The following is a 22,449-nucleotide window of genomic DNA, read 5'->3' on the forward strand; positions in this document are numbered from 1 at the left end:
ATTCCTCCGTGCTCAGGATTCAGTGACCCATGCCCAGGCCACCGTCGACCGGGATGACCGCGCCGGAGACGTACCCGGCACCCTCGCCCGCCAGCCAGGTGACCACCGCCGCCACCTCGTCCGGGCTGGCCATCCGACCCGCCGGGATCGACTTGAGGATCTCGGCCTTGCGCTGGTCGGTCAGCCCGGCGGTCATGTCGGTCTCGATGAAGCCCGGCGCGACCACGTTCGCGGTGATGTTCCGGCCGCCCAGCTCCCGGGTGATCGAACGGGCCACCCCGACCAGACCGGCCTTGCTGGCCGCGTAGTTGACCTGACCGGCGCCACCGGAGAGGCCGACCACCGAGGAGACGAAGATCATGCGCCCCCACCTGGCCCGCAGCATCTTCCCGGAGGCCCGCTTGGCGCAGCGGTATGCGCCGGTCAGGTTGGTGTCCAGCACCCGGGTGAACTGCTCCTCCGACATGCGCAGCAGCAGCGTGTCGTCGGTGATGCCCGCGTTGGCGATCAGCACCTCCACCGGCCCCAGTTCCGCCTCGACCGCCGCGAAGGCCGCGTCCACCGAGTCGGCGTCGGTGATGTCGCAGCGCACGCCGAACAATCCCTCCGGCGCCCCGCTGCCCCGGTGGGTGATCGCCACCCGGTCACCCTGCTTGGCGAAGGCCTGGGCGATGGCCAGACCGATCCCCCGGTTGCCCCCGGTAACCAGCACAGTTCGCGACACGGTGCGTCCCCTCCCAAAGATCGCTGCGGCTTGGAGACTAGGCGCTACCGCACGGTAATCACTAACCGCCGCACGTCATACCGCGGTACCACTGGATGGATCACTCCCTGGTCGCACGACGGAGCCGGCCACTCGAACTACCCTGCCGGGATATGGACCGCAGTACCGTCCGTGCCGCCCTGGCGGGGCTGCGCCGCACCGTGGTGGGACCGGACTATCCGGCACGACGCCGACCACTGGACCGGTTGCGACACCGGCCCCGCACCGCCGCCGTCCTGCGGACGACCGGGCTGCTGGTGCTCCTCGGGCTGGCCCTGATCACCGCGCAGTTCCTGCTGGACACCCGGCGCCTGCCCATCGCCACCGCATGGGTCATCGCCCTGCTCACCGTCGCACCGCTGCCCCTGCTGCCCACCCGACCACTGCTGGCCTGGCGGATCATGTTCATCGGGCAGTTTTTCGGCACCTTCAACCGGCGCACGACGGACGACGCCGTGGTGCTCGGCCCCGCCACGTACGAGTTCTGGCCGTGGAACCCGACACAGATCCTGGTCATCATCGTCGTTCTGACCACCGTGGCGGCCCGGGTCGACCGGGTCGTGCTCGCCTGGACGGGACTGTTCAGCCTGCTCCCGGTCTGGATATTCGTGCCGCCGAGCAACCAGGTGGGCGTCACCCTGCTGTTCGTGGTGCTGCTCATCGTCGGCGACCTGCTGCGGCACAACCTGCTCACCCGACGGGCGCTGGCCGAGCAGGCCGAGGTGAGTGAGTTGGAGAAGGCCCGGCGGGCGGTACTGGAGGAGCGCACCCGCATCGCGCGGGAACTGCACGACGTGGTCGCGCACCACATGTCACTGATCGCGGTGCAGGCGGAGACCGCGCCGTACCGACTCGCCGTGCCCGAGCCGGCCCGGGCCGAATTCAGCGCCATCGCCGAGGCCGCCCGGGCGGCGCTCACCGACATGCGGCGGCTGCTGCGCGTACTGCGCAGCGAGTCGGAGGACCCCCGGACCGCCCCACAGCCGACGCTGGCTGAACTACCCGCGCTGGTCGCTGCCGCGCAGCGGGCCGGCATGACCGTGGAACTGGACAGCGACATCGCCGCCGAGCCACCAGCACCGGTCGGGCTGGCCGCCTACCGGATCGTTCAGGAAGGGCTGGCCAACGCGGCCCGCCACGCGGCCGGCGCCGAGGTGCGCGTCACCGTCCGCGATCGCCCCGGTGCCCTGACGGTACGCGTCCAGAACGCCGCCGGCGGGACCCCGGCCGGCCCGGACGCACGCGGTGGCGGACAGGGACTGACCGGCATGCGCGAGCGGGTCCTCGCCCTCGGCGGCAGCTTCACCGCCTGCCCCACCGCCGACGACGGCTACACGATCGACGCGCTGCTGCCGGCCGACCCGCCGCCATCCGACGAGCCGAAGGACCCAACATGACGATCCGGGTGCTGATCGCCGACGACCAGGCGATGGTCCGGCAGGGCTTCGGCGCCCTGCTGGCCGCTCAGCCGGACCTGCTGGTGGTCGGCGACGCCGCCGACGGCGCCCAGGCGGTCGCGCAGGCCCGCCGACTCGACCCCGACGTGGTGCTGATGGACGTGCGGATGCCGGTGCTCGACGGCCTCGCCGCGACCCGCAAACTCCTCGGCGACCGGCCGAGCGACCGACCACGCGTGCTCATCCTCACCACCTTCGACCTGGACGACTACGTCTACGAGGCGCTGCGCGCCGGGGCCAGCGGCTTCCTGCTCAAGGACGCCCCCGCCGCCGACCTGATCCACGCGGTACGCGTCGTCGCCGGCGGCGACGCGCTGCTCGCCCCGACGGTCACCCGCCGCCTGATCGCCGAATTCGCGGCCCGGCCACACCGACAGCGGCCCCGACCCACGGTCCTCGCCGCGCTCACCCCACGCGAGACCGAAGTGCTGCGGCTGATCGCCCAGGGACGCTCCAACGCCGAGATCGCCGCCGAACTGGTCGTCGCGGAGCAGACCGTCAAGACCCACGTCGGCCGGATCCTGGCCAAGCTCCAGTTGCGCGACCGCGCCCAGGCCGTCGTGCTCGCGTACGAGACCGGACTGGTCGCCGCCGGGGAGTAGCCCCCCGGTGCCAGGTCATCAACGGCTCCCCGGGTTGACGACCGGCACCACACCGCCGACACATCCTGCACCCCACGACCGGGTGGAGGGAGCGCGTGATGGTGGGCAGGGAAGTGGTCCGGCTGTGCCTCGCGGCGATGCTGGCGACCGGACTGGTACGGCCACCGACGGTCCCGCCCGACCCCGCCCCGGCCGGCTTCGTCGAGGCGTACCCGTCGACTGCCGCCGCGATGGAGGCCGCCGGAGCGCCGTACGCCCGCTGGGCCGCGCAGGGTCGGCAGTTCCTGGCCTTCGATTCGCACGGTGACGGCCGGGCCGTCGAGGTCCTCGGTGACCTGGCCACCGCCGATCGGATCGCGGTGCTGGTTCCGGGCGTCGGTACCCGGCTCGCCGACTTCGACCGAGGGCTTGGCGGCGTGCCCCAGCGCGCCCCGGCCGAGCAGGCCCGAGCCCTGCACGCCGCGCTGCGCGCCGCTGATCCGCACGCCCGCGTGGCCGTGCTGGCCTGGCTCGGCTACGACCCGCCCGACGGCGTCACCACGGCAGCCACCCCGGCCGCCGCCCGCCGGGGCGCCGACCAGCTCGGTGACCACCTGCGAACACTGGCCGGGCGGCTACCGGCCGCCCGCATCACCGTGGTGGGGCACAGCTACGGCGCGCTTGTCGTCGGGCTGGCCGCCATGGACGCCCCGCCGCAGGTCACCGACGTGGTCACCCTCGGCGGTGTGGGTGTCGGCGCGGAGCACGCCGACCAGTTCGGCCCGGTCCGCGTCTGGGCGGCCGAGGCACCGGACGACTGGATCCGACGCGTGCCCCAGCTTCGCCTGCCCGGGTTGGGACACGGGGTCCGGCCGGCCGACGACTCCTTCGGTGCGCGGCCGCTGCCGGCCGCCTCGACCGGCCACGACGGCTACCTGCTGCCCGGCGGGCCGACCCTCGCGGCAGTCGCCGAGGTGGTGCTGTGTGGTGCGACCGGCACGGGCCACGCCCGTCCGGACGTCACGGTCACCGCCAGCGACGGTCGCCGCTCCGGCACCGGCGTAGCGGGCAGCGACTCACGATCCGCTGACGCCATCAGCCCGACAGCCTCACCCGGGTGCACGTGGCCACCATCCGGCGGAGATTCGGACCCCGTGGATACCCGCACGGCGGCGGGACCGGCCCGATGAGCGGCCAACACACCGCCCACCGGTCGGCTCGGGATCCCCTCGTCGACGGGCTGCGCGCATTCGCCGTCGCCGGAGTGGTGCTCGGTCACTGGCTCGTCACCGGCCTGGTACTCGACGCGGAAGGCGCGCTGGACCTGGCCAGCCCGCTCACCACGATGCCGACCCTGGCACCGGTCAGCTGGGTGTTGCAGACCCTCGGGCTGTTCTTCTTCACCGCCGGCCACGCCTCCGCCCGGTCGGCTGACCGGCATCCCGGACCCGGTTGGCTGGCGCACCGGCTGCGGCGGCTGCTCCTGCCGGCGATCGCCCTGCTCGGCACCGGGTCAGCCGTACTGCTGGCCGCTGCCGTCGCCGGTGTCCCCGACGGCACCCTGTCGGTGGCGCTGACCCTGGCGATCAGTCCCCTGTGGTTCCTGGCACCCCTGCTGGCCCTGGTGGTGCTCAGCGGTCCGCTGCGCGCGGCCGTACGCCGCTGGGGCGCTCCGCGCTGCGCGGTCACCGCGGCGGCCGTGGTGGCCGGCGCCGACCTGGCTGTGCGGCTGCTCCCGGCCGGCACCTGGATGCCACCGGTGACGGTGCTGGCGGCCTGGGCGGTGCCGTATCTGCTGGGACTGGCCCACGCCGACGGCCTGCTGAGCCGACGGCGTGACGCCCGGTGGCTGGCCGCCACCGGGGCGGTCGGCCTGGCCGCCGTACTCGCCTTCGGCTACCCGGTCAGCGCGGTCGGGGTCCCCGGCGACGGCCGATCCAACCTCGATCCCCCGTCGCTGCTCGTGGTGGCGCTCGCGGTCACCCAGACAGGTCTCGGCCTGATCGCCCGACCGGCGCTGGTCCGACTGCTGTGCCGACCGCTGCCCCGCCGGGTGATCGGCGAAATCAACCGGCACGCGGTACGCATCTACCTCTGGCACCAGCCGGTGCTGGTCGCGGTGGTGGTGTCCGCCGCGCACGGCGGTGCCCCGCTGCCGGGGCTGCACACCGCCCCGGACGACCCGACCTGGCTGCTGGCCCGGATCGGTTGGCTGCCGGTGCTCACCGCCGTGCTGATGCTCCTCGTCCGGCGCCGCGATTCCCGGCTGACCTCGGCGTCCGTCAACGCCGGCCGGCCCGCCGTCGACAGATGAACGGCCCCGGTCCGTCGGCCGGTCGACCGAGTGGGCCGGGCACACAACCCGGGTGTACGATGATCCGCGTTTGCGGGTCGCTCGGCGGCCCGCGTCGCCCCGGAACCGACCCCAGGAGGTGATCGCTGTGCCAGATAGCGATCCTCCCAGTCGTGGCCGGGCCGACAGCCAGCCACGCTGAGCCCCGCTCCGCCTGAGCTGGCCCGCTCCCCCCGCACACCCGTCCCACCGCCCGGTATCGCTGTCGTGGCGGCCGACCGGACGGGTGCCGCCGGAAAGCAGCCCGGTCACGACTTCGCGTGCGCGCGTCCTGATCCACCCCTCTCGCGGTCCGCCCTGCCCGGGCCGCCAAGCCGCCACGTCGGAGCTGTCATGAGCCGCTACGTCGCCCCGCTGGGCTTCACCCTCGCCGCCGTCTGGGTGGCCATCCTGTTCGTCCTGGCCAGCGGCAACCACTAACCCCCGCCGCACCCCCCACCCACCCGCCCACCCCGACCACCCACCCGACCGCCTCCGTTGATCATGAGGTTAGCGGTCGGTTCGATCTTCAAAAGTGCCGCTAACCTCATGATCAACTAGGCTCTGGCGGTGGTCAGATCATGCGGGAGGACCAGAGGAGGCTGAAAGCGCCGGCGCAGAGGGCGAGCAGCAGGGCGATGCCGGCGTACCACTGGGTGATCTCTCTCGGCTCGGTCCGGAAGCCGATCGAGCTGCCCATGTCCTGGTAGACCTGCTTCAGCTCGTTGACCGTGGCCGCCTCGTAGAAGAAGCCCTCGGTGGTCTCGGCCAGCTCGGCCAGGGCGAGCCGGTCCACCGGCACCCGCTGCAACTGACCACCGATGTCGACATGCCCGGAGTCGGTGCCGAAGGCGATGGTGGAGACCGGTACGTTCGCCGCCTGCGCCGCGGCGGCCGCCTCCTCCACCGACCGCCCGGCCGTGCGGAAGCCATCGGAGAGCAGCACGATCCGGGCCGGCGGGATACCGGCCGCCCCGTCGGCCGGCACCGACCGGATCGCCTCCAGACAGGTGAAGACCGCCTCGCCGGTGGCCGTCGCCTCAGCCAGCACCAACCCCTCGATGGCACTGGTCACCGCCGGGCGGTCCTTCGTCGGCGGCACCAGCACGTTTGCCGACTTGGCGAACGAGACCAACCCCAGGTTGTACGTCTCGGGCAGTTCCGCCACGAACTGCATGGCCGCCTCCTGAGCCGCCTCCAGCCGGTTCGGTGGCACGTCGTCCGCCTGCATGGACAACGACACGTCGATGGCCAGCATGATGGTGGCCCGCTCCAGCGGCTCCCGGGTGTCGACCGCGGGTCGGGCCAACGCACCGGCCAGCACCAGCAGGGCCAGCAGGAACGCAGTGGCCGGCAGGTGCCGGCGCCAGCCGAGACCCTTCGGCGCCACGGTACGCAGCAGGTCAACGTTGGTGAACCGCAGCGCGTAGTCGCGCCGGCGCAGCTGCCGCCAGACGTACAGCGCGGCGAGGGCGAGCACCGGCAGCACGGCCAGCAGCCACCAGGGTTGCAGCAGTCGAATCATCGTGTCGTTCCTCGGGTGCGGGCGTGCCGCTGGGCGGCCACGAAGCGCACCATGTCCAGCAGCCAGTCTCGGTCGGTACGCAGTCGCAGGTGGGCGGCGCCGGCGGCGCGCAACGCGGCGGAGATCTCCGCCCGCTGGGCCGCGGCGGCTGCCGCGTAACGGTGCCGCAGGCTCGGGTCGGCGGTCTGCACCTCGTGCAGTTCGCCGGTCTCCGGGTCGATCACCGGGAGCACCCCGACGTCCGGTAGTTCCAGCTCCCGCGGATCGACCACCTCGATCGCGAGCAGGTCCTGTCGGACCCGCAGCTTGCGCAGCGGACGAGCCCACTGGGCCGGCGGGGCGAGGAAATCGGAGATGACCACGGCGACACCGCGCCGCCTGGGCGGGCGGTTGAGCATGTCGATGAGCGCCCCGAGGTCACCGCGGCCGGGCCGGATCTCGGTGCCGGCGATGGCCCGCAGCATGCCCTGGGCCTCCTTGCGTCCGGACCGGGCGGGCAACCGGACCAGTCTCCCCGGGCCGGCCGGGGGCGGCTCCCGCCGGCCACGGCGGGGCACCGGGACGTCGCCGCCGCTGCCGACGACCGCACCGATCCGGTTGCCGCCCCGCACGGTCAGGTGCGTGATCGCGGCGGCCGCCGCGATCACCACGTCCCGCTTGAGCCACCGGCCGGTGCCGAAGTCCAGGCTTGCCGACAGGTCCACCGCCAGCCACGTCTCCAGTTCACGGTCGGCCACGGTACGCCGTACGTGCGGGGTGGTGGTTCGGGCGGTCACCGGCCAGTCCATCCGGCGCACGTCGTCGCCGGGGCGGTACTCGCGCGACTCGCCGGCCTCGCTGCCCGGCCCGGGCAGCAGGCCGGCGTAGTCACCCTGAAGGAGGCCGTCGAGTTTGCGGGTCACCAGCAGTTGCAGCCGGGACAGCACGGCACCGGAACGGTTGGTGGCCGCCAGGCGGTCCGGCTCACCGGGTCGAGGGGTGGTTGAGGTCACGGCCGCTGCCCGGGCCACCCTGAGGTAGGTGCCACCGCTCCGGCGGGCGGGGTGGCCTGCTGCCGGGGTGCCACCGACGGCAGCGGGATGGTCGACATCACCCGGTGCACCACGTGGTCGGCCGGTACGTCATCGGCGAGCGCGTCGTAGCTGAGCACCAGCCGGTGCCGCAGGATGTCCGGTGCGATGTCCTGTACGTCCTGCGGCAGGGCGTAGTCGCGGCCGCGGAGCAGGGCCAACGCCCGGGTGGCCCGGACCAGCCCGAGCGAGGCCCGGGGGCTGGCACCGTACTGGATCAGTTGCGCGACGTCGGGCATGCCGTGTTCCGCCGGCGTACGAGTGGCCAGCACCAGCCGGACCGCGTAGTCGACCAGGGCGTTGTGCACGAATACCTGGTCGGCCTTGTGTTGCAGGGCGATCAGGTCCTCGGTGTCGAACACGGCGGTGGGCTCGGGCGGCGCCACGCCCATCCGGTAGACGATCTCCCGCTCCTCGGCGTCGGTCGGATACCCCACGATGATCTTCATGAGGAAGCGGTCCCGCTGCGCCTCCGGCAGCGGATACACCCCTTCCTGCTCGATCGGGTTCTGCGTCGCCATCACCAGGAACGGGTTCGGCACCCGGTGGCTCTCGCCGCCGATCGACACCTGCCGCTCACTCATCACCTCCAGCAGCGCGGACTGGACCTTCGCCGGCGCCCGGTTGATTTCGTCGGCGAGCAGGAAGTTGACGAAGACCGGACCCAGCTCGACGTCGAACTTCTCGCTGGACTGCCGGTAGATCCGGGTGCCCATGATGTCGGCCGGCACCAGATCCGGGGTGAACTGCACCCGGGCGAACGAGCCGCCGACCACCTTGGCGAGGGTCTCCACCGCGAGGGTCTTGGCCACCCCCGGTACGCCCTCCAGCAGACAGTGCCCGCGGGCGAGCAGCGCGACGAACATCCGCTCGACCATCCGATCCTGCCCGACGATCACGCGCTTGATCTCGAACAGCGCCCGTTCCAGCAGGGTGGCGTCCTGCGCCGGGGTGGTCGGCGGTGTGGTCGCCTGCGGTTGCGCCCCATTCGGCGGCGGGGCGTCGGGCGTGGTCGGCTGGGCCACTGGTCCTCCACAGCGTGATCGGTCGTCGCGGCGTGTGCGGTACCAAGCCTCGCATGCCCGACTGAGTACCGACGGAGGGAGCGACCGATTTCCGCCACGCCGTTCCGGGACGGAGGAATCGCCGATCGCCAGTGGACAAAAGCCGCCCCGGCGTGTGTACCATTCATCCGTCGCCGGGCGGCTTCCCCCGTGGCCGCCCGGCGCTCACTCTTCCCCGCCGTCCTAGACTGAGCGGGATGACCCACCCCGACAGTCCCGCCGAAGCGCTGCCCTGTTCGGCCCGTGGGTGTCGTGTCGCAGCCCGATGGGCACTGCGTTGGAACAATCCCCGCCTGCACGCGCCGGAGCGGCGCAAGACCTGGCTCGCCTGTGACGTGCACCGGTCGTCGCTCGGCGATTTCCTCGGCGCGCGAGGCTTTCTGCGTGAGGTCACCCCGCTGCCGGGATCGCCTACGCTCGAAGAGTGGACGCGTACAACGAAAAGCCGGCCCCGTGAGCGCGAGGAGTGAGCTTGCGAGCCCCACAGTCGCGAACGAAAGGTCGGCACCGTGAGCGCGAGGAGTGAGCTTGCGAGCCCCACAGTCGCGAACGAAAGGTCGGCACCGTGAGCGCGAGGAGTGAGCTTGCGAGCCCCACAGTCGCGAACGAAAGGTCGGCACCGTGAGCGATGACGCGTCTGAGGTCCGGCCGCCGGCTGCGCCGACCAGCCCGCTCGAACCGTGGCCGGACACCGTCCAGTGGCAGTCGATATCGACGGACCTGATCTGGGTGGAACTGCTGCGCCTGGCGGCCGGGGTGGCCGTCGTCTCGGCGGTGCTCGGTGTCGGTTGGGCGCTTACCGGTTCCTGGCCGTTCGGTTTGGCGCTCGGTGCCGTCGGGCTGTTCGCTCTCTGGCGGGTGGTGACCATCGTCCGGGCGGTACGGGCCTGGGGCTACGCCGAACGTGAGGACGACCTGCTGGTCCGGCACGGTCTGCTGGTCCGTCGGCTGTCCATCGTCCCGTACTCGCGGATGCAGTTCGTCGACGTGAGCGCCGGCCCGCTGGAGCGGGCATTCGATCTGGCGACCGTGCAGTTGCACACCGCGGCCGCGGCGAGCGATGCCCGGGTGCCGGGGCTGCGTCCGGCGGAGGCGTCCCGGCTGCGGGACCGCCTGACCGCGCTCGGCGAGGACCGGGCGGAAGGGCTGTGAGCGGGTCGGCCGGACCGGGTCCGGACCGGACCCCACCCACCGCGGACGAGCGGGATCAGGTCGGGGACGCGATCGGCGGCCAAGCTTCCGGCCAGCCCGTCGACCACGCCGAGCCGACGGTGCCCGCCGAAACACCTGCACCCGGCCACGCCCTGCCAGGCGAAACACTTCCACTTGGCCACGCCGTGCCAGGCGAAACACCATTGCCCGGCCACGCCGTGCCAGCGGTGCCCGCCGAGGTACCACCGCCCGGGGCGGGCCCGCCGCTGGGTCCGTACCAGGTAGCCGGGCCGTCATCGCCGTCCGGTCCGCCGCAGCCGCCCACCGGGTGGGCCGGTCCGCCGCCGCAGGATCCGTCGGCACGGCAACGGCTGCATCCGTTGAGTCCCGCGCTGCACGGCGCCAAGTCGCTGGTCGTGGTCATCGCCGGGCTGTCCTGGTCGACCCTGTCCCGGGTCGGGTTCGGCTGGTTCGTCGCGATGGTGATCGTGCTCGCGCTCGGCGCGAGCGTGCTGGCCGTGGTCAGTTGGTACAACACCGGCTACCAGGTGGTGGGCCGGGAACTGCGCATTCACGAGGGGCTGCTCTGGCGGCGTACCCGAGCGATTCCGCTGGAACGGCTCCAGGCCGTCGAGGTGGTCCGGCCGCTGCTCGCCCAGCTCACCGGGCTGGCCGAGCTGCGATTGGAGGTGGTCGGCGGCGGCAAGACCGAGGCACCGCTGGCGTACCTCAGTGTGGCCGAGGCCGCAGCGCTGCGGCAGCGCCTGCTGGCCCTGGCCGATTACCCCTCCGGCGCGGTGCCGGCGCCCCCGGCGCAGCCGGTGCCGGCGGGCGCCGAGCCACCCCCGCCAGCCGGCCGGCCGCTGCACGCGGTGAACAACCGGGACCTGCTGATCAGTCAGCTGCTGACCCCGCAGGCGTTCCTGCTGCCCTTCGGGGTGGCCTTCGTGGCGACGCAGTTCCTGTCCGAGGGGTCCTGGTCCTTCATCGCGGTGGCGAGCACGCTCACCGCGATGGCCGGTGTCCTGCTGCAACCCGTCCGCCGGGTCCTCGACGACTGGCGGTTCCAGCTGGCCCGCGACGACGACCGGCTGCGCATCCGCAACGGCCTGCTGGAGACCAGGTCGCAGACCGTCCCGTTGCACCGGGTGCAGACCGTACGGGTGACCTGGCCGTTGCTCTGGCGGATGAAGGGCTGGCTGCGGCTGCGGCTGGAGGTGGCCGGTTACGCCGCCGGCGAGGCCGACGAGCGCAACCGGCCGGACCGGCTGCTGCCCGTCGGTGACCAGCCGACGGGCGAGATGATCGTTGCCGAGGTGCTGCCCGGGGTGGCGTTGTCGTCGTTGCCGCTGCGGCCACCACCGGCCCGGGCCCGCTGGGTGAACCCGCTGAGCCGCCAGGTGCTCGGTGCCGGCCTGACCGAGCAGGTGCTCGTCGTCCGTTCCGGCCTACTCACCCGCCGGCTGACGATCGTGCCGTACGCCCGGTTGCAGAGCGTCCGGGTGGTGCAGGGTCCGGTGCAGCGGCTGCTCGGGCTGGCCACCGTACACGCCGACACCGCTGGTGGGGCCGGTGCGGCGGCGGCGGACCGGGACCTCGCCGACGCCTGGGCGTTGGCGGCGGAGTTGACCGCCCGCGGCCAGGCCGCCCGCCGCCCCGCCTGACCACCCCACCCCCACCCCACCCCACTCCCCGCGATCTTGCACTTTTCGTCTCGACAAGCCCGACAAAAGGGTCGTGTCGGCGACCGAAACCGCAAGATCGGCGAGGCGTGGGAGGAGGGGCGTAGGCGTGGGCGCGGTCAGCGGCGGGATGGGATGGGGGGTGCCGGTGGGGTGGCGGGGTCGGGGTCGGTGGCGGGGTTGGTCGGGGTGGCGGGGTTGGTCGGGGTGGCGGGGTTGGACGGGGTGGTATGGGCCTTTCGGCGGGCCCACCAGCGTTCGGCCCATCCGACCGCCAGGAAGGTCATCCCGACGTACGCCCAGCCGACCAGCACGTCGATCACGTAGTGCTCGCCGCTGTAGACCAGCGTGAAGGTCATCGCCAGCGGGTACGCCAGCAGCAGCGGCCACCAGCGACGCCGGACGTTAGGCAGGAAGAACAGCACCACGAACAGGGCGAAGGCGGTGTGCAGCGACGGCATCGCGGCCACCGGGTTGGAGGCCAACTGCCCGGCGTTGAGCAGGTTTCCCGCCCCGTGCATGCCGAACGCCTTCCAACCCCGGGTGGAGATCCGGGCGACCTCCTCGATCAGCCCGTTCTGCGCCGCCCACCACGGCGGCGCGGCCGGGTAGAGGAAGTAGGTGATCAGGCCGGTGGCGCAGAGGAAGAACCAGCGACGCATGAACGCCGCCCACCGGCTGCGCTCGACCATCCAGAGCACCGCCGCGGCGGCCAGCGCCGCCACGAAGTGGGAGAAGTACACCCAGCTGACCAGCACGTCCCACCAGCGCACCTCCGGCTGGTACAGGTGCTGCTGCAACCAGACGGTCGGCACCTGACCGTCCATGGCCCAGCCGAACATCAGCCGGTCGGCCAGGATCAACTCGTAGGCGTGCGGCACGGTCCCGTCGTGGTAGGCGAACCCACGCGACAGGTTGTAGGCCACCAGCAGCAGGACCACCGGGACCCAGTCCCGGGCGAAGCGCAGGTGGCTGCGCCACGGACGGGCGGAGTACCAGGCGATGGTGCCGGCCCAGATCCAGAAGAACGCGTACACCGGGTCGGTGGGCAGGCCGATGACGAGCCAGCCCACCACGAAGGCGACGCCCCAGACCGACATCGCGATCACGCGGCGGCGCCCGCCGTCGCGCGGGGTGGGCGGCTCGGTCGAGGCTGGGGGCTGGGGGTCGGTCACGGCAGACATCGCGGACAAGGTTAGCGGCGACCCGCGCCCGACCGGCGGCAGGAGCACCTGCGACGTCGTGGCGGACATGGCGCATCTGCCCGGCCGCGTGGCCCGGGCTCCGCCGAGCACCTACGCTGTGGCCATGCGGGAGCTACCGGATCAAGCCCTGGCCCCGGGTCTGACCGCCCGGGTCGAGTTGACCGTCACCGACGCCGACACCGCCCAGGCGGTCGGCTCCGGCGACGTTCCGGTGCTCGGTACGCCACGGGTACTCGCCCTGGCGGAGGCGGCGACCGTGGCCGCGACCGCCCGCCACCTGCCGAGCGGCTCGACCACCGTGGGCACCCGGGTGGAGCTGGAGCACCGGGCCGCGACACCGGTGGGTCGCACGGTCGCGGCGCAGGCCCGGCTGACCGAGGTCGACAGGCGTCGGCTGGTGTTCGAGGTCGACGTCACCGAAGGCGGGCAGACCGTCGCCGAGGGACGCGTGGAGCGGGTCCTGGTCGACCGGCTCCGGTTCATGCAACGCGCCGGTGGGGCAGCATGACGACCACGGGTCGGTTCGTCGAGGTCGCCGAACGGGTGCTCGTGCTACGTGAGCCGGTGCTCGCGGTCAACGTCACGTTGGTGCTTGGCGACGGCGCGGCGCTGCTTGTCGACACCCTCTCCACCGTCGGGCAGGCGGCCGAACTGGCCGCCGCCGTACGCGCGGTCACCACCGACCCGCTGACGCTTGTGAACACCCATCACCACTTCGACCACTGCTTCGGTAACGCCACGCTCGCCGGTGATCCGCCCCGCCCGGTCTGGGCGCACGAGTTGGCCGCCGCGGCGATCCGCGACGAGCCGGACCGGCTGCGCCGGGAGGCGTACGCGGAGTTGCACCCCGGGCATCCGGAACTCGCCGCCGAGCTGGCCGACACCGCGCTGCTGGCGCCCACCCACACCGTGCGCACCGAGGCGGTCCTCGATGTCGGTGGCCGACAGGTGGTGCTGCGCCATCCGGGGCGAGGCCACACCGACGCCGACCTCGTCGTGCAGGTACCCGACGCCGACCTGCTGGTGGCCGGTGATCTGGTCGAGCAGGCCGGTCCCCCGGCGTTCGAGGACTCGTACCCGTTGCAGTGGCCCGACGCGCTGGCCGAGCTGTCGCGGTCGATCTCACCGGCGACGGTGGTCGTGCCCGGGCACGGCGAACCGGTCGACGCGGAGTTCGTCCGGGCCCAGCACGCCCAACTGGTGGAGCTGGCCTGGCTGATCCGGGCCGGGCACACCGGCGGCGCACCGCCGGAGCGGGTGGCCGCCGACGCCCCGTTCCCGGCCCGCCACGCGCTGAGCGCCGCCCGGCGTGGGTACGCCGAACTCGACGGCACCGCCTGACCTCGTCCCCGCGATCGACGCCGCCGGCCAGCCGGTCGGTGGATTCCCCGGCCAGCCGGGGCTGGCCGTCAGTCGCCGAAGCGCTGGCGCACCTCGGCGCGGGTGGGCATGGCGACCGCGCCGCCGGGACGTTCGCAGACCAGGCCGGCGACGCGCAGGGCGTAGCCGACCCGCTCGTGCCAGCCGGACGGCCCGACCGGCTCGCCGTCGGTCAGCAGGTCGGCGACGAGGGCGGCCATCACCGAGTCACCTCCGCCGGTGGCGTCGATGGCGTCGACCTTCGGGGCGGGTACGCGTACCGGATCGGCATCTGCGGCGGCGACCACCGCGCCGGCGGCGCCGAGGGTGACCACGACCGTGGTCGCGCCGAGTTCGCGCAGGTAGACCGCTACCGACTCGACCGGCTCACCTGGATAGAGCAGTTCCGCGTCGGCGGCGCTGAGCTTGACCAGGTGCGCCCCGGCGGCGAACTCGGCGACCACCTCGCGCAGCCCGGCCAGCGCCTGCGGGCCGGCCAGCAGCCGGGGACGGACGTTCGGATCGAACACCCGCAGCCCCGGGGCCGCCGCCCAGGCCCGGCGGGCGGCGGCAAGCGTCGTCGGTGCCAGCAGCACGATCGAGCCGCAGTAGAGCACGTCGGCGCCCTCGACCAGCGCGACGTCGAGTTCGTCGGGACCGAGCAGCGCGTACGAGGGCGGCTCGCCGTAGAAGCGGAAGTCCGGCTCTGCGCCGGAGAAGGTGGCCACCGCCAGCGTGGTCGGTACCGCGGCGGTGACCGCGCCGGCCAGTCCCACCTGTTCGGTGGTGAGGAAGTCACGGATCCGGTCGGCGAGCACATCGTCGCCGAGCGACCCGACGAACTGCACCGCGCCACCGAGCCGGGCGACCCCGACGGCGACGTTCAGCGGTCCACCGCCGATCGCCTGCCGGTAGACCGGCGCACCGTCGCACTCGGTGTCCAGCAGGTCGACGAGCGCCTCGCCGAGCACCACCGCGTATCCCATCGTCAGGTCCTTCCCTTGGCCGTACGTGATGCCCAGGCTGGCACAGCGGGTGTGCCGGGGCGTGGAAGCCACGGTATTGGCGCGACCTGGGCACTGCGCACCGGGTCCGTCTCACACATCGAGAGGTGGCTATTGCATCCCGCGACCCGGCGTGGTGGGATGATGATGCCGGGTGGCGCGGGGCTGCGCGTCCACCGGCGCCGGGCTTCACATCGCGCGAGGGCATTCACGCGTCGACACTCCGCTGGCGACAGCGTGCCGGCTGGGCCATCCGTCCCCATCCGCACGGTCGCCGCGTAGTCGCATCCGCCCCAACAGCGGGGGCGGCACCAATCCGCCACCCCGCGCGTTCGGCGGGGCGCACCCACGTAATGCGCCCCGCGAGTCAGGAGAACCCGTGCAACGTCCACGTTTGGCCGCGCTCGTCACTGCGGCTTTCACTCTTCTCGCGGGGGCGGTCGTCGTGATCGCCACCCCGAACCCGGCCGCCGCGCACGGCGCGGCGATGACGCCGGGCGCCCGTACCTTCCTCTGCTGGCGCGACGGCCTCACCCAGACCGGTGAGATCAGGCCGAACAACCCGGCCTGCGCCGCCGCCGTCGCGCAGAGCGGGACGAACTCGCTCTACAACTGGTTCAGCGTGCTGCGTTCGGACGCCGGCGGTCGGACCACCGGCTTCATCCCGGACGGCCAGCTGTGCAGCGGCGGGGCCACCGGCTTCCGTGGCTACGACCTGGCCCGCAACGACTGGCCGCTGACGCACCTGACCGCCGGCCGGTCGATCGAGTTCAAGTACAGCAACTGGGCCCACCACCCGGGCACGTTCTACTTCTACGTGACCCGCGACAGCTGGAGCCCGACCCGGGCGCTGGCCTGGAGCGATCTGGAGGCCCAGCCGTTCCTGACGGTGACCAACCCGCCGCAGCGCGGCGCGGTCGGCACCAACGACGGCCACTACTACTTCACCGGCAACCTGCCGTCGAACAAGAGTGGCCGGCACATCATCTACTCCCGGTGGGTCCGCTCGGACAGCCAGGAGAACTTCTTCGGCTGCTCCGACGTCGTCTTCGACGGCGGCAACGGTGAGGTGACCGGCATCGGCGGCAACCAGACCACGCCGCCGCCGAACCCCACCACGCCGCCGCCGAACCCGACCACCCCGCCGCCGAACCCCACCACCCCGCCGCCGAACCCGACCACCCCGCCGCCGGGTCCGGGTGGCTGCACGGCCACCGTCAAGGTGACCAGCAGCTGGTCCGGTGGGTTCCAGGGTGAGGTCGAGATCAGGAACACCGGCAGCTCGGCATTGAGCGGGTGGACCGCGAACTGGAGCTGGCCCGGCGGCCAGCAGATCAGCCAGGTGTGGAACGCGACCCAGACCACGTCCGGATCGTCGGTGACGGCCCGCAACGTGTCGTACAACGGCTCCGTCGCGGCCAACGGCACTACGAGCTTCGGCTTCCTCGCCAGCGGCAGCGGCGCGACGCCGACGGCGACCTGCGCCAGCAGCTAACCACCAGCACCACGAAGGGGGCCCCAGCTGGGGCCCCCTTCCGCTTGTCCGCGTGTCTGTCGGTCAGCGCACCATGGAGCCGACGACGGGCTTGGTCAGCAGGGCCGACTGGTTGCGTTGGATGCCCGGGTCGAGGGTCTTCGCCACGAAGATCGCGTGCCAGATGCAGAAGATCAGCACGGTCCACACCTTGCGGGAGTGGTCGAACTCCTCCCGCTTGTGCTCCTCCAGCAGGCGCAGCGCGTACGACAGGTCGAGCAGGTCGCCGGCGCCGGAGGTGGAGAGCACGTGCCGGGCCCACTCGTACATCTCGCCGCGCAGCCAGACCCGGGTCGGAGTCGGGAAGCCCAGCTTCTTGCGGTTGACGATGGCCGGCGGCACCACACCCTGCAATGCCTGGCGCATGGCGTACTTGGTGGCGTCCGAGCGCGGCGGCAGCTTCAGCTCGACCGGGATCTTCGCCGCCACCTCGAACACCGCCCGGTCGAGGAAGGGCACCCGCACCTCAAGCGAGTGCGCCATGGAGATCCGGTCCGCCTTGACCAGGATGTCGCCGCGCAGCCAGGTGTAGAGGTCGACGTACTGCATCTTGGTGACGTCGTCCAGCTCGGTGCACTCGGCGTAGATCGGCGCGGTCACGTCGGTGTAGCGCACCGACGGGTCGTAGCGGCGCAGCAGGTGCTGCTTCTCCTCCTCGGTGAACATCCGGGCGTTGCCGTAGTAGCGCTCCTCGATCGGCGTGGTGCCACGCTCCAGGAAGCTCTTGCCCTTCACCCCTTGCGGAATCGCCTTGGAGACCGCCCGCAGGCCCTTCTGCACCCCGTCGGGCAGCCCGTTGACGCTGCTCAGCGAGAGCGGCTCCCGGTAGATCGTGTACCCGCCGAAGAACTCGTCGGCGCCCTCGCCGGAGAGCACCACGGTGACGTGCTCGGCGGCCTTCTTCGCGACGAAGTAGAGCGGCACCAGCGCCGGGTCGGCGACCGGGTCGTCCAGGTGCCACACGATCTTCGGCAGCGCCTCGATCATGTCCTGCGGACCGATCTTGGTCGGGATGGTGGTCACGTCGAGGTGGCGGGCCGAGTCCTGGGCGACGTCGATCTCGGAGTAGCCCGGCACGTCGTAGCCGACGGTGAAGGTGAGGATGTTCGGGTTGAACTCGCGCGCCAGGGCGACCACCGCGGTGGAGTCGATCCCGCTGGACAGGAACGAGCCGACCGGCACGTCGGAGCGCATGTGCATGCGTACGCTCTCGCGCAGCGTCTCGCGGATCTCCTGGTAGAGCTTCTGCTCGTCCGAGACCGGAGCGGGCCGGAACACCGGCCGGTACCAGCGCCGCACGTCGATCCGGCCGCCCGGGGTCCAGGTGAGGTACTCCCCCGAGCCGATCCGGCTGATCCCCCGGTGCAGGGTGCCGGGCTCGGGCACGTACTGCAGGGTCAGGTAGTGGCTGAGGTTGGCCGGATCCACCCCGGCGTCCCCGGCGTACGCCGACTGGGCAAACGGCAGCAGGGCCTTCTTCTCCGAGGCGAGATAGAGCCCGTCGGCGGTCTCCAGGTAGTGCAGCGGCTTGATGCCGTAGTAGTCGCGGGCACCGAACGCGCGACGCTCCTGCCGGTCCCAGATGACGAAGGCGAACATGCCACGCAGTCGGGTGAGCACCTGCTCACCCCAGTAGTGGTAACCGGCGACGATGACCTCCCCGTCGCCGTTGGTGGCGAACCGGGCACCGAAGTCGCGGATCAGCTCCTCGCGCAGCTCGATGTAGTTGTAGATCTCGCCGTTGAAGGTCAGCAGGTAACGCCCGTCGGCGTAGGGCAGTGGCTCATGGCTGAGCGCGACGTCGATGATCGCCAACCGCTTGTGGGCGAAGACCCCGTCCGCGTACCGGCCGGAGGCGTCGCCGACCACCTCGACCCCGGTCTCGTCCGGGCCGCGGTGGTGCAGGCATTCCAACGCCCCGGCGATGTTGTCGCGGTGGGCGGCGGCATCGCCGCGCGCACTGAAGAAAGCCAGGAGTCCGCACATGTCCGTCATCTTTCCACGCGTGCTGATCGGCCGTCGCGGCACTGCCGGGCTCACCGCGACGGCCACCGGCGGCTCGGCCCGCGACCGGGTTCGCGGTACCGTCGGACCAGCAATGAGGCGAAGGGAGCGGGGCATGACCGAGGAACAGGAACGCACCGACGGCGAGCCGACCGACGGCACCGAGTCACACGACCCGGATTTCCCCCAGGCGTTCCTGTCGTTCATGCGGCAGGGCTGGCGGGACACCACCCTGCCGGTCGGCCCACGGCCGGAGGTACCCAACTACGCCAAGCGCCGGGCCGCCCTCTCGGCGGCCTTCCCGGGTGAGACGTTGGTGATCCCCACCGGCGGCGAGAAGGTACGCGCCAACGACACCGAGCACCGGTTCCGGCCGGGCAGCGACTTCGCGTACCTGACCGGGGACCACGACCCGGACAGTGTGCTGGTGCTGCGGCCGAACGGCTCCGGCCACGACGCCACGCTGTACATGCGTCCCCGCTCGTCCCGGGAGAACGACGAGTTCTTCCGCAGCCGTCACGGCGAGCTGTGGGTGGGCCGGCGACACACCCTGACCGAGAAGTCGACCGAGCTGGGCCTGCCCACCGCCGACCTGACCGAGCTGGACGCGGCGCTGGCCGAGCTGGCGCCCGCGCGTACCCGGGTGCTGCGTGGCTTCGACACCCGGGTGGACACCGCGGTGCGGCCCTGGGACGGCCCGCGCGAGGAGGGGCAGCCGGCCCGCGACCGCGAGCTGGCCATCGCCGTCTCGGAGCAGAAGCTGGTCAAGGACGAATGGGAGATCGCCCAGCTCCAGGAGGCAATCGACGCCACCGTACGCGGCTTCGAGGACGTCGCCCGGGCGCTGCCGGCCGACCGGGGTGTCTCCGAGCGGCTATTGGAGGGCATCTTCGCGCTGCGGGCCCGACACGACGGCAACGACGTCGGCTACGGCTCGATCGTCGGCGCCGGCGAGCACGCCACGATCCTGCACTGGGTGCACAACCACGGCGTCACCCGACCGGGTGAGCTGCTGCTGATGGACATGGGCGTGGAGGGCCGCAACCTCTACACGGCGGACGTGACGCGGGTGCTGCCGGTCGACGGGCGGTTCACCCCGTTGCAGCGCCAGGTTTACGACGTCGTGTACGCCTCGCAGCAGGCCGGCATCGACTTCATCAAGCCGGGCGTGACCTTCAAGGACGTCCACCTGACCTGTATGCGGGTGCTCGCCGAGGGGCTGGCCGACCTGGGGCTGCTGCCGGTGAGCGTGGACGAGGCGATGGACGAGAACTCGATGGTCTACCGCCGCTGGACGTTGCACGGCTTCGGGCACATGCTCGGCATCGACGTGCACGACTGCTCGAACGCCCGCAAGGAGATGTACCGCGACGGCACCCTGGGCGAGGGGTACGTGCTCACCGTCGAGCCGGGGCTGTACTTCCAGCCGGAGGACGAGCTGGTGCCGGAGGAGCTGCGCGGCATCGGCATCCGGATCGAGGACGACGTGCTGGTCACCACCGCCGGCGCGGTGAACCTGTCGGCGGGTCTGCCGCGCCGGGCCGACGAGGTGGAAACCTGGCTGGCCGAGCAGCGCGAAGCCGGGCCACGGCTGCCTGGCTGACCCCGACCGACACGAACACCTGGCGGGCCCCCGCCGGCGGCGACGACACTGTCGCTCCCGGTGCGGGGCCCGTCCCGGTCTGTCCCGTGCATTGGCGTATGAAGCTGGTCACCCGCTTTCGCCCCGGCCCAACGGACCGACGCACGATGACCCGATCGATACCCAATGCGGGGCTTCTTCGGATACGTCCTTCTTGCGAGGATCCTTCTCATACGGTGGTCATCGGAGGCTGCAACCCGTTTGCAGCTGCTCACACCCGTCCGCACGGTGCGGGGCCAGCCTGGTAGCAGGAAAGGGCGGAAAGCTCTGATGTCTGATGACGTGACCACTTCCAGCGGTGAGCCGTCCCCGGCTTCACCGCGATCAAAGCGAAGCAAAATCTGGGCGACAGCCGGCGTCGCGGGATTGGCCGGCATCGTCGGCCTGGCCGCGCTAGGTGGCCTCGCCGCACGTGACAAGGACGACGGCACGGAGCGCGCGTCGGACGCTTCTGCCTCAATGCCGAAGCAGAACGTCAGCGACGCCGGCAAGGCCGAGGCAGACGCCACGGCCAAGGGTCACGAGGCCGACCCCGCCAAGGGCGAGCACGACTGGGGCGGTCGCGACTGGGGCGGCAAGGACAAGGGCAGAAAAGGCGAAGACGAGCACGGCCGGGCCAAGGAGGTGCCGTGCCGGGCCGAGGCGCTGGTCGAGGCGGTGCACAAGGCCCTCAGGACGCGCGATGACGTGTTGAAGTTGGCCCCGCGCTGCGAGTACAAGCTCACCCGGGAGAGCGACTTCAACGCGTTCCCCGTCATCGACGGGAAGATCAAGATTCTTGGCAGTGACGCGACCCTCGTACACGAGGGCACGCGACTCTTCCGGTTCTTCGAGGTCGCCGCGGGGGGTGACCTGACGCTGAAGGATCTCACTCTTAAGGGCGGCCAGGTCAGCGGCCCGCCGCCGCAGCAGGGCCGGGGCGGCGCCCTGCTCGTGCAGCGGGGAGGTAAGGCCGTCTTGCACAAGACGACGCTGGTGCACAACCGGGCCACCGGACAGGGCAACAGCGGCAACGGTGGCGCCATCTACAACTCCGGCCACGTCACGCTCGAGAACAGCGTCGCCAAGGACAACCACGCCCGAGGACTCGGCAATGGCGGCAACGGCGGCGTCATCTACAACGAGGGCAAGCTCGACATCCGCGACTCCGAGTTGGCGAAGAACACCGCCACGTCGAACGCTGACGGCGTCGGTGGCAGCGGCGGCGCCATCGCCAACTTCGACGGTGGCCACGTCACCGTCTCCCACACCACCATCAAGGACAACGCGGCCAGCAACGATGGCGGCGGCATCAACAGCGAGGCCAGCAACCTTACCGTCACGTTCACCAAGGTCGAAGGCAACACCGGTGGCGACGAGGGCGGCGGCATCTACACCGCCGGGGACCGAACGGCCGAACTCCGCCACCTGCTCATCGCCGGCAACACGGCCAGCGCGGACGGCGGCGGCGTCTGGTACGGCGGCAGCGGCGGCGTCGTCACCGACAGCAAGTTCCTCGACAACATCGCCGGCTTCAACGGCGGCGGGTTGTTTACCGGCATTCTCGTAGACGACGCCACCGCGACCGATGGGGTCCTCCTCAACGGCTCCGGTCTGCTCATCGCCAAGAGCGAGTTCGATGACAACGACGCCCGACAGGGCGGCGGCATCTACCACGACGCCGGTGACCTGACGATCCGCGACAGCAAGATCACCAAGAACTTCGCCGGCGAGGCGGAAGGTGCCGGTGGCATCTTCCGGAACGGCGGCGAGGTCAAGCTCGACAGGACCACCGTCAAGGCGAACCAACCCACCAACTGCGCCGGGACCGTCGAAGGCTGCTTCGGCTGAGCCAGCACAGGAGGCTTCGGGTCCCCTTCCCCTAGTGGAAGGGGACCCCTTCGCTGACCATTGTGATCTTCGGCGGCCCGTCCACGTGCCTCCCGCCCTGTTGGTGCCCTGCGAATGAGATGAGGCGAATGCGGGGTTTTTTCGTATAAACACCTCTCGCGAAGATAACTCCCATACGGTGGTCCTTGGAGGCTGCAACCGGTTTGTGCCTTCTCGCACTGACTTCGGGTAGTGCGACCCCTTCT

General features: G+C 71.6%; 20 protein-coding genes. 13 read left to right on the plus strand and 7 right to left on the minus strand.

Annotation, left to right across the window (positions count from 1 at the left end; genetic code table 11):
* Positions 1–19: 19 nt before the first annotated feature.
* Positions 20–724 (minus strand): 3-oxoacyl-ACP reductase FabG, encoded by a 705-nt coding sequence (fabG, locus tag ACFY2A_RS25800; RefSeq protein ID WP_387175269.1) that lies wholly within the window; start codon positions 722–724, stop codon positions 20–22.
* 152 nt (positions 725–876) lie between these two features.
* On the opposite strand from fabG, the gene ACFY2A_RS25805 reads away from it, so the two are divergent.
* The 5 genes from ACFY2A_RS25805 (at position 877) to ACFY2A_RS25825 (ending at position 5,574) form a co-directional block, all read left to right on the plus strand.
* Positions 877–2,160, plus strand: a complete 1,284-nt coding sequence (locus tag ACFY2A_RS25805; RefSeq protein ID WP_387175271.1) for a sensor histidine kinase — start codon at positions 877–879, stop codon at positions 2,158–2,160.
* Complete coding sequence (locus ACFY2A_RS25810; RefSeq protein ID WP_204026917.1) at positions 2,157–2,822, plus strand: response regulator transcription factor; 666 nt, start codon at positions 2,157–2,159, stop codon at positions 2,820–2,822. Before ACFY2A_RS25805 ends, ACFY2A_RS25810 begins: the two co-directional genes overlap by 4 nt.
* A 98-nt stretch (positions 2,823–2,920) precedes the next feature.
* The gene (locus ACFY2A_RS25815; protein WP_387175273.1) at positions 2,921–3,991 is read left to right on the plus strand and encodes an alpha/beta hydrolase; all 1,071 of its coding nucleotides are present in this window, start codon (positions 2,921–2,923) and stop codon (positions 3,989–3,991) included.
* Positions 3,988–5,115, plus strand: coding sequence for an acyltransferase family protein (locus tag ACFY2A_RS25820; RefSeq protein ID WP_387175275.1), 1,128 nt, complete (start codon positions 3,988–3,990; stop codon positions 5,113–5,115). Before ACFY2A_RS25815 ends, ACFY2A_RS25820 begins: the two co-directional genes overlap by 4 nt.
* Positions 5,116–5,361: 246 nt before the next feature.
* A complete protein-coding gene (locus ACFY2A_RS25825) occupies positions 5,362–5,574 on the plus strand; it encodes a hypothetical protein (RefSeq protein ID WP_387175277.1) in 213 nt (70 codons plus the stop codon).
* Positions 5,575–5,707: 133 nt separating this feature from the next.
* Here ACFY2A_RS25825 and ACFY2A_RS25830 read toward each other — a convergent pair whose 3' ends face one another.
* The 3 genes from ACFY2A_RS25830 to ACFY2A_RS25840 are packed head-to-tail and all read right to left on the minus strand — an operon-like array spanning position 5,708 to position 8,753.
* Positions 5,708–6,658, minus strand: a complete 951-nt coding sequence (locus tag ACFY2A_RS25830) for a VWA domain-containing protein (protein ID WP_093407400.1) — start codon at positions 6,656–6,658, stop codon at positions 5,708–5,710.
* The gene (locus tag ACFY2A_RS25835) at positions 6,655–7,668 is read right to left on the minus strand and encodes a DUF58 domain-containing protein (RefSeq protein WP_387175279.1); all 1,014 of its coding nucleotides are present in this window, start codon (positions 7,666–7,668) and stop codon (positions 6,655–6,657) included. The genes ACFY2A_RS25830 and ACFY2A_RS25835 overlap by 4 nt, the downstream gene beginning before the upstream one ends.
* Positions 7,647–8,753: an AAA family ATPase gene (locus tag ACFY2A_RS25840; protein ID WP_387175281.1), complete on the minus strand. Its 1,107-nt coding sequence runs from the start codon at positions 8,751–8,753 to the stop codon at positions 7,647–7,649. Before ACFY2A_RS25840 ends, ACFY2A_RS25835 begins: the two co-directional genes overlap by 22 nt.
* A 236-nt stretch (positions 8,754–8,989) precedes the next feature.
* Here ACFY2A_RS25840 and ACFY2A_RS25845 point away from each other — a divergent pair, with 236 nt between their 5' ends.
* The 3 genes from ACFY2A_RS25845 (at position 8,990) to ACFY2A_RS25855 (ending at position 11,608) form a co-directional block, all read left to right on the plus strand.
* Positions 8,990–9,262, plus strand: a complete 273-nt coding sequence (locus ACFY2A_RS25845) for a hypothetical protein (protein ID WP_387175283.1) — start codon at positions 8,990–8,992, stop codon at positions 9,260–9,262.
* Between the two features lie 151 nt (positions 9,263–9,413).
* The gene (locus ACFY2A_RS25850; RefSeq protein WP_387175285.1) at positions 9,414–9,944 is read left to right on the plus strand and encodes a PH domain-containing protein; all 531 of its coding nucleotides are present in this window, start codon (positions 9,414–9,416) and stop codon (positions 9,942–9,944) included.
* Between the two features lie 218 nt (positions 9,945–10,162).
* On the plus strand, positions 10,163–11,608 hold the full coding sequence (locus ACFY2A_RS25855; RefSeq protein WP_387175287.1) for a PH domain-containing protein: 1,446 nt from the start codon (positions 10,163–10,165) through the stop codon (positions 11,606–11,608).
* Positions 11,609–11,745: 137 nt separating this feature from the next.
* Here ACFY2A_RS25855 and ACFY2A_RS25860 read toward each other — a convergent pair whose 3' ends face one another.
* Positions 11,746–12,810 (minus strand): phosphatase PAP2 family protein, encoded by a 1,065-nt coding sequence (locus ACFY2A_RS25860; RefSeq protein WP_387175289.1) that lies wholly within the window; start codon positions 12,808–12,810, stop codon positions 11,746–11,748.
* A 124-nt stretch (positions 12,811–12,934) separates the two neighbouring features.
* Here ACFY2A_RS25860 and ACFY2A_RS25865 point away from each other — a divergent pair, with 124 nt between their 5' ends.
* Together ACFY2A_RS25865 and ACFY2A_RS25870 are read left to right on the plus strand one after the other, a co-directional pair.
* Positions 12,935–13,339, plus strand: a complete 405-nt coding sequence (locus ACFY2A_RS25865) for a hotdog domain-containing protein (RefSeq protein WP_363925229.1) — start codon at positions 12,935–12,937, stop codon at positions 13,337–13,339.
* Positions 13,336–14,172 carry an MBL fold metallo-hydrolase gene (locus ACFY2A_RS25870; protein ID WP_387175291.1) on the plus strand — a complete coding sequence of 279 codons (837 nt, stop codon included), beginning with the start codon at positions 13,336–13,338 and terminating at the stop codon, positions 14,170–14,172. Before ACFY2A_RS25865 ends, ACFY2A_RS25870 begins: the two co-directional genes overlap by 4 nt.
* 68 nt (positions 14,173–14,240) lie before the next feature.
* On the opposite strand, the gene ACFY2A_RS25875 is transcribed toward ACFY2A_RS25870, so the two are convergent.
* Positions 14,241–15,176: a PfkB family carbohydrate kinase gene (locus ACFY2A_RS25875; protein WP_387175293.1), complete on the minus strand. Its 936-nt coding sequence runs from the start codon at positions 15,174–15,176 to the stop codon at positions 14,241–14,243.
* Between the two features lie 397 nt (positions 15,177–15,573).
* Between ACFY2A_RS25875 and ACFY2A_RS25880 the strand changes: the two genes are divergently transcribed.
* Entirely contained in the window at positions 15,574–16,689 is a 1,116-nt protein-coding gene (locus tag ACFY2A_RS25880; RefSeq protein ID WP_363925226.1) for a lytic polysaccharide monooxygenase, read from the plus strand.
* A gap of 63 nt (positions 16,690–16,752) precedes the next feature.
* Here ACFY2A_RS25880 and asnB read toward each other — a convergent pair whose 3' ends face one another.
* Positions 16,753–18,714 (minus strand): asparagine synthase (glutamine-hydrolyzing), encoded by a 1,962-nt coding sequence (gene asnB / locus ACFY2A_RS25885; protein ID WP_363925225.1) that lies wholly within the window; start codon positions 18,712–18,714, stop codon positions 16,753–16,755.
* 133 nt (positions 18,715–18,847) lie between these two features.
* Between asnB and ACFY2A_RS25890 the strand changes: the two genes are divergently transcribed.
* Together ACFY2A_RS25890 and ACFY2A_RS25895 are read left to right on the plus strand one after the other, a co-directional pair.
* Positions 18,848–20,335 carry an aminopeptidase P family protein gene (locus ACFY2A_RS25890; RefSeq protein ID WP_387175296.1) on the plus strand — a complete coding sequence of 496 codons (1,488 nt, stop codon included), beginning with the start codon at positions 18,848–18,850 and terminating at the stop codon, positions 20,333–20,335.
* 240 nt (positions 20,336–20,575) lie between these two features.
* Entirely contained in the window at positions 20,576–22,204 is a 1,629-nt protein-coding gene (locus ACFY2A_RS25895) for a right-handed parallel beta-helix repeat-containing protein (RefSeq protein ID WP_387175298.1), read from the plus strand.
* The last annotated feature ends 245 nt before the right edge of the window (positions 22,205–22,449 follow it).

Source organism: Micromonospora sp. NPDC000442 (genome assembly GCF_042898635.1).
Lineage (GTDB): Bacteria > Actinomycetota > Actinomycetes > Mycobacteriales > Micromonosporaceae > Micromonospora.

Excerpts from the sequence above, each read along its gene's own strand:
- ACFY2A_RS25805 (WP_387175271.1), top strand. The coding sequence starts at position 877 with ATGGACCGCAGTACCGTCCGTGCCGCCCTGGCGGGGCTGCGCCGCACC.
- ACFY2A_RS25810 (WP_204026917.1), top strand. The coding sequence starts at position 2,157 with ATGACGATCCGGGTGCTGATCGCCGACGACCAGGCGATGGTCCGGCAG.
- ACFY2A_RS25815 (WP_387175273.1), top strand. The coding sequence starts at position 2,921 with ATGGTGGGCAGGGAAGTGGTCCGGCTGTGCCTCGCGGCGATGCTGGCG.
- ACFY2A_RS25820 (WP_387175275.1), top strand. The coding sequence starts at position 3,988 with ATGAGCGGCCAACACACCGCCCACCGGTCGGCTCGGGATCCCCTCGTC.
- ACFY2A_RS25830 (WP_093407400.1), bottom strand. The coding sequence starts at position 6,658 with ATGATTCGACTGCTGCAACCCTGGTGGCTGCTGGCCGTGCTGCCGGTG.
- ACFY2A_RS25845 (WP_387175283.1), top strand. The coding sequence starts at position 8,990 with ATGACCCACCCCGACAGTCCCGCCGAAGCGCTGCCCTGTTCGGCCCGT.
- ACFY2A_RS25860 (WP_387175289.1), bottom strand. The coding sequence starts at position 12,810 with ATGTCTGCCGTGACCGACCCCCAGCCCCCAGCCTCGACCGAGCCGCCC.
- ACFY2A_RS25865 (WP_363925229.1), top strand. The coding sequence starts at position 12,935 with ATGCGGGAGCTACCGGATCAAGCCCTGGCCCCGGGTCTGACCGCCCGG.
- ACFY2A_RS25870 (WP_387175291.1), top strand. The coding sequence starts at position 13,336 with ATGACGACCACGGGTCGGTTCGTCGAGGTCGCCGAACGGGTGCTCGTG.
- ACFY2A_RS25875 (WP_387175293.1), bottom strand. The coding sequence starts at position 15,176 with ATGGGATACGCGGTGGTGCTCGGCGAGGCGCTCGTCGACCTGCTGGAC.
- asnB (WP_363925225.1), bottom strand. The coding sequence starts at position 18,714 with ATGTGCGGACTCCTGGCTTTCTTCAGTGCGCGCGGCGATGCCGCCGCC.
- ACFY2A_RS25890 (WP_387175296.1), top strand. The coding sequence starts at position 18,848 with ATGACCGAGGAACAGGAACGCACCGACGGCGAGCCGACCGACGGCACC.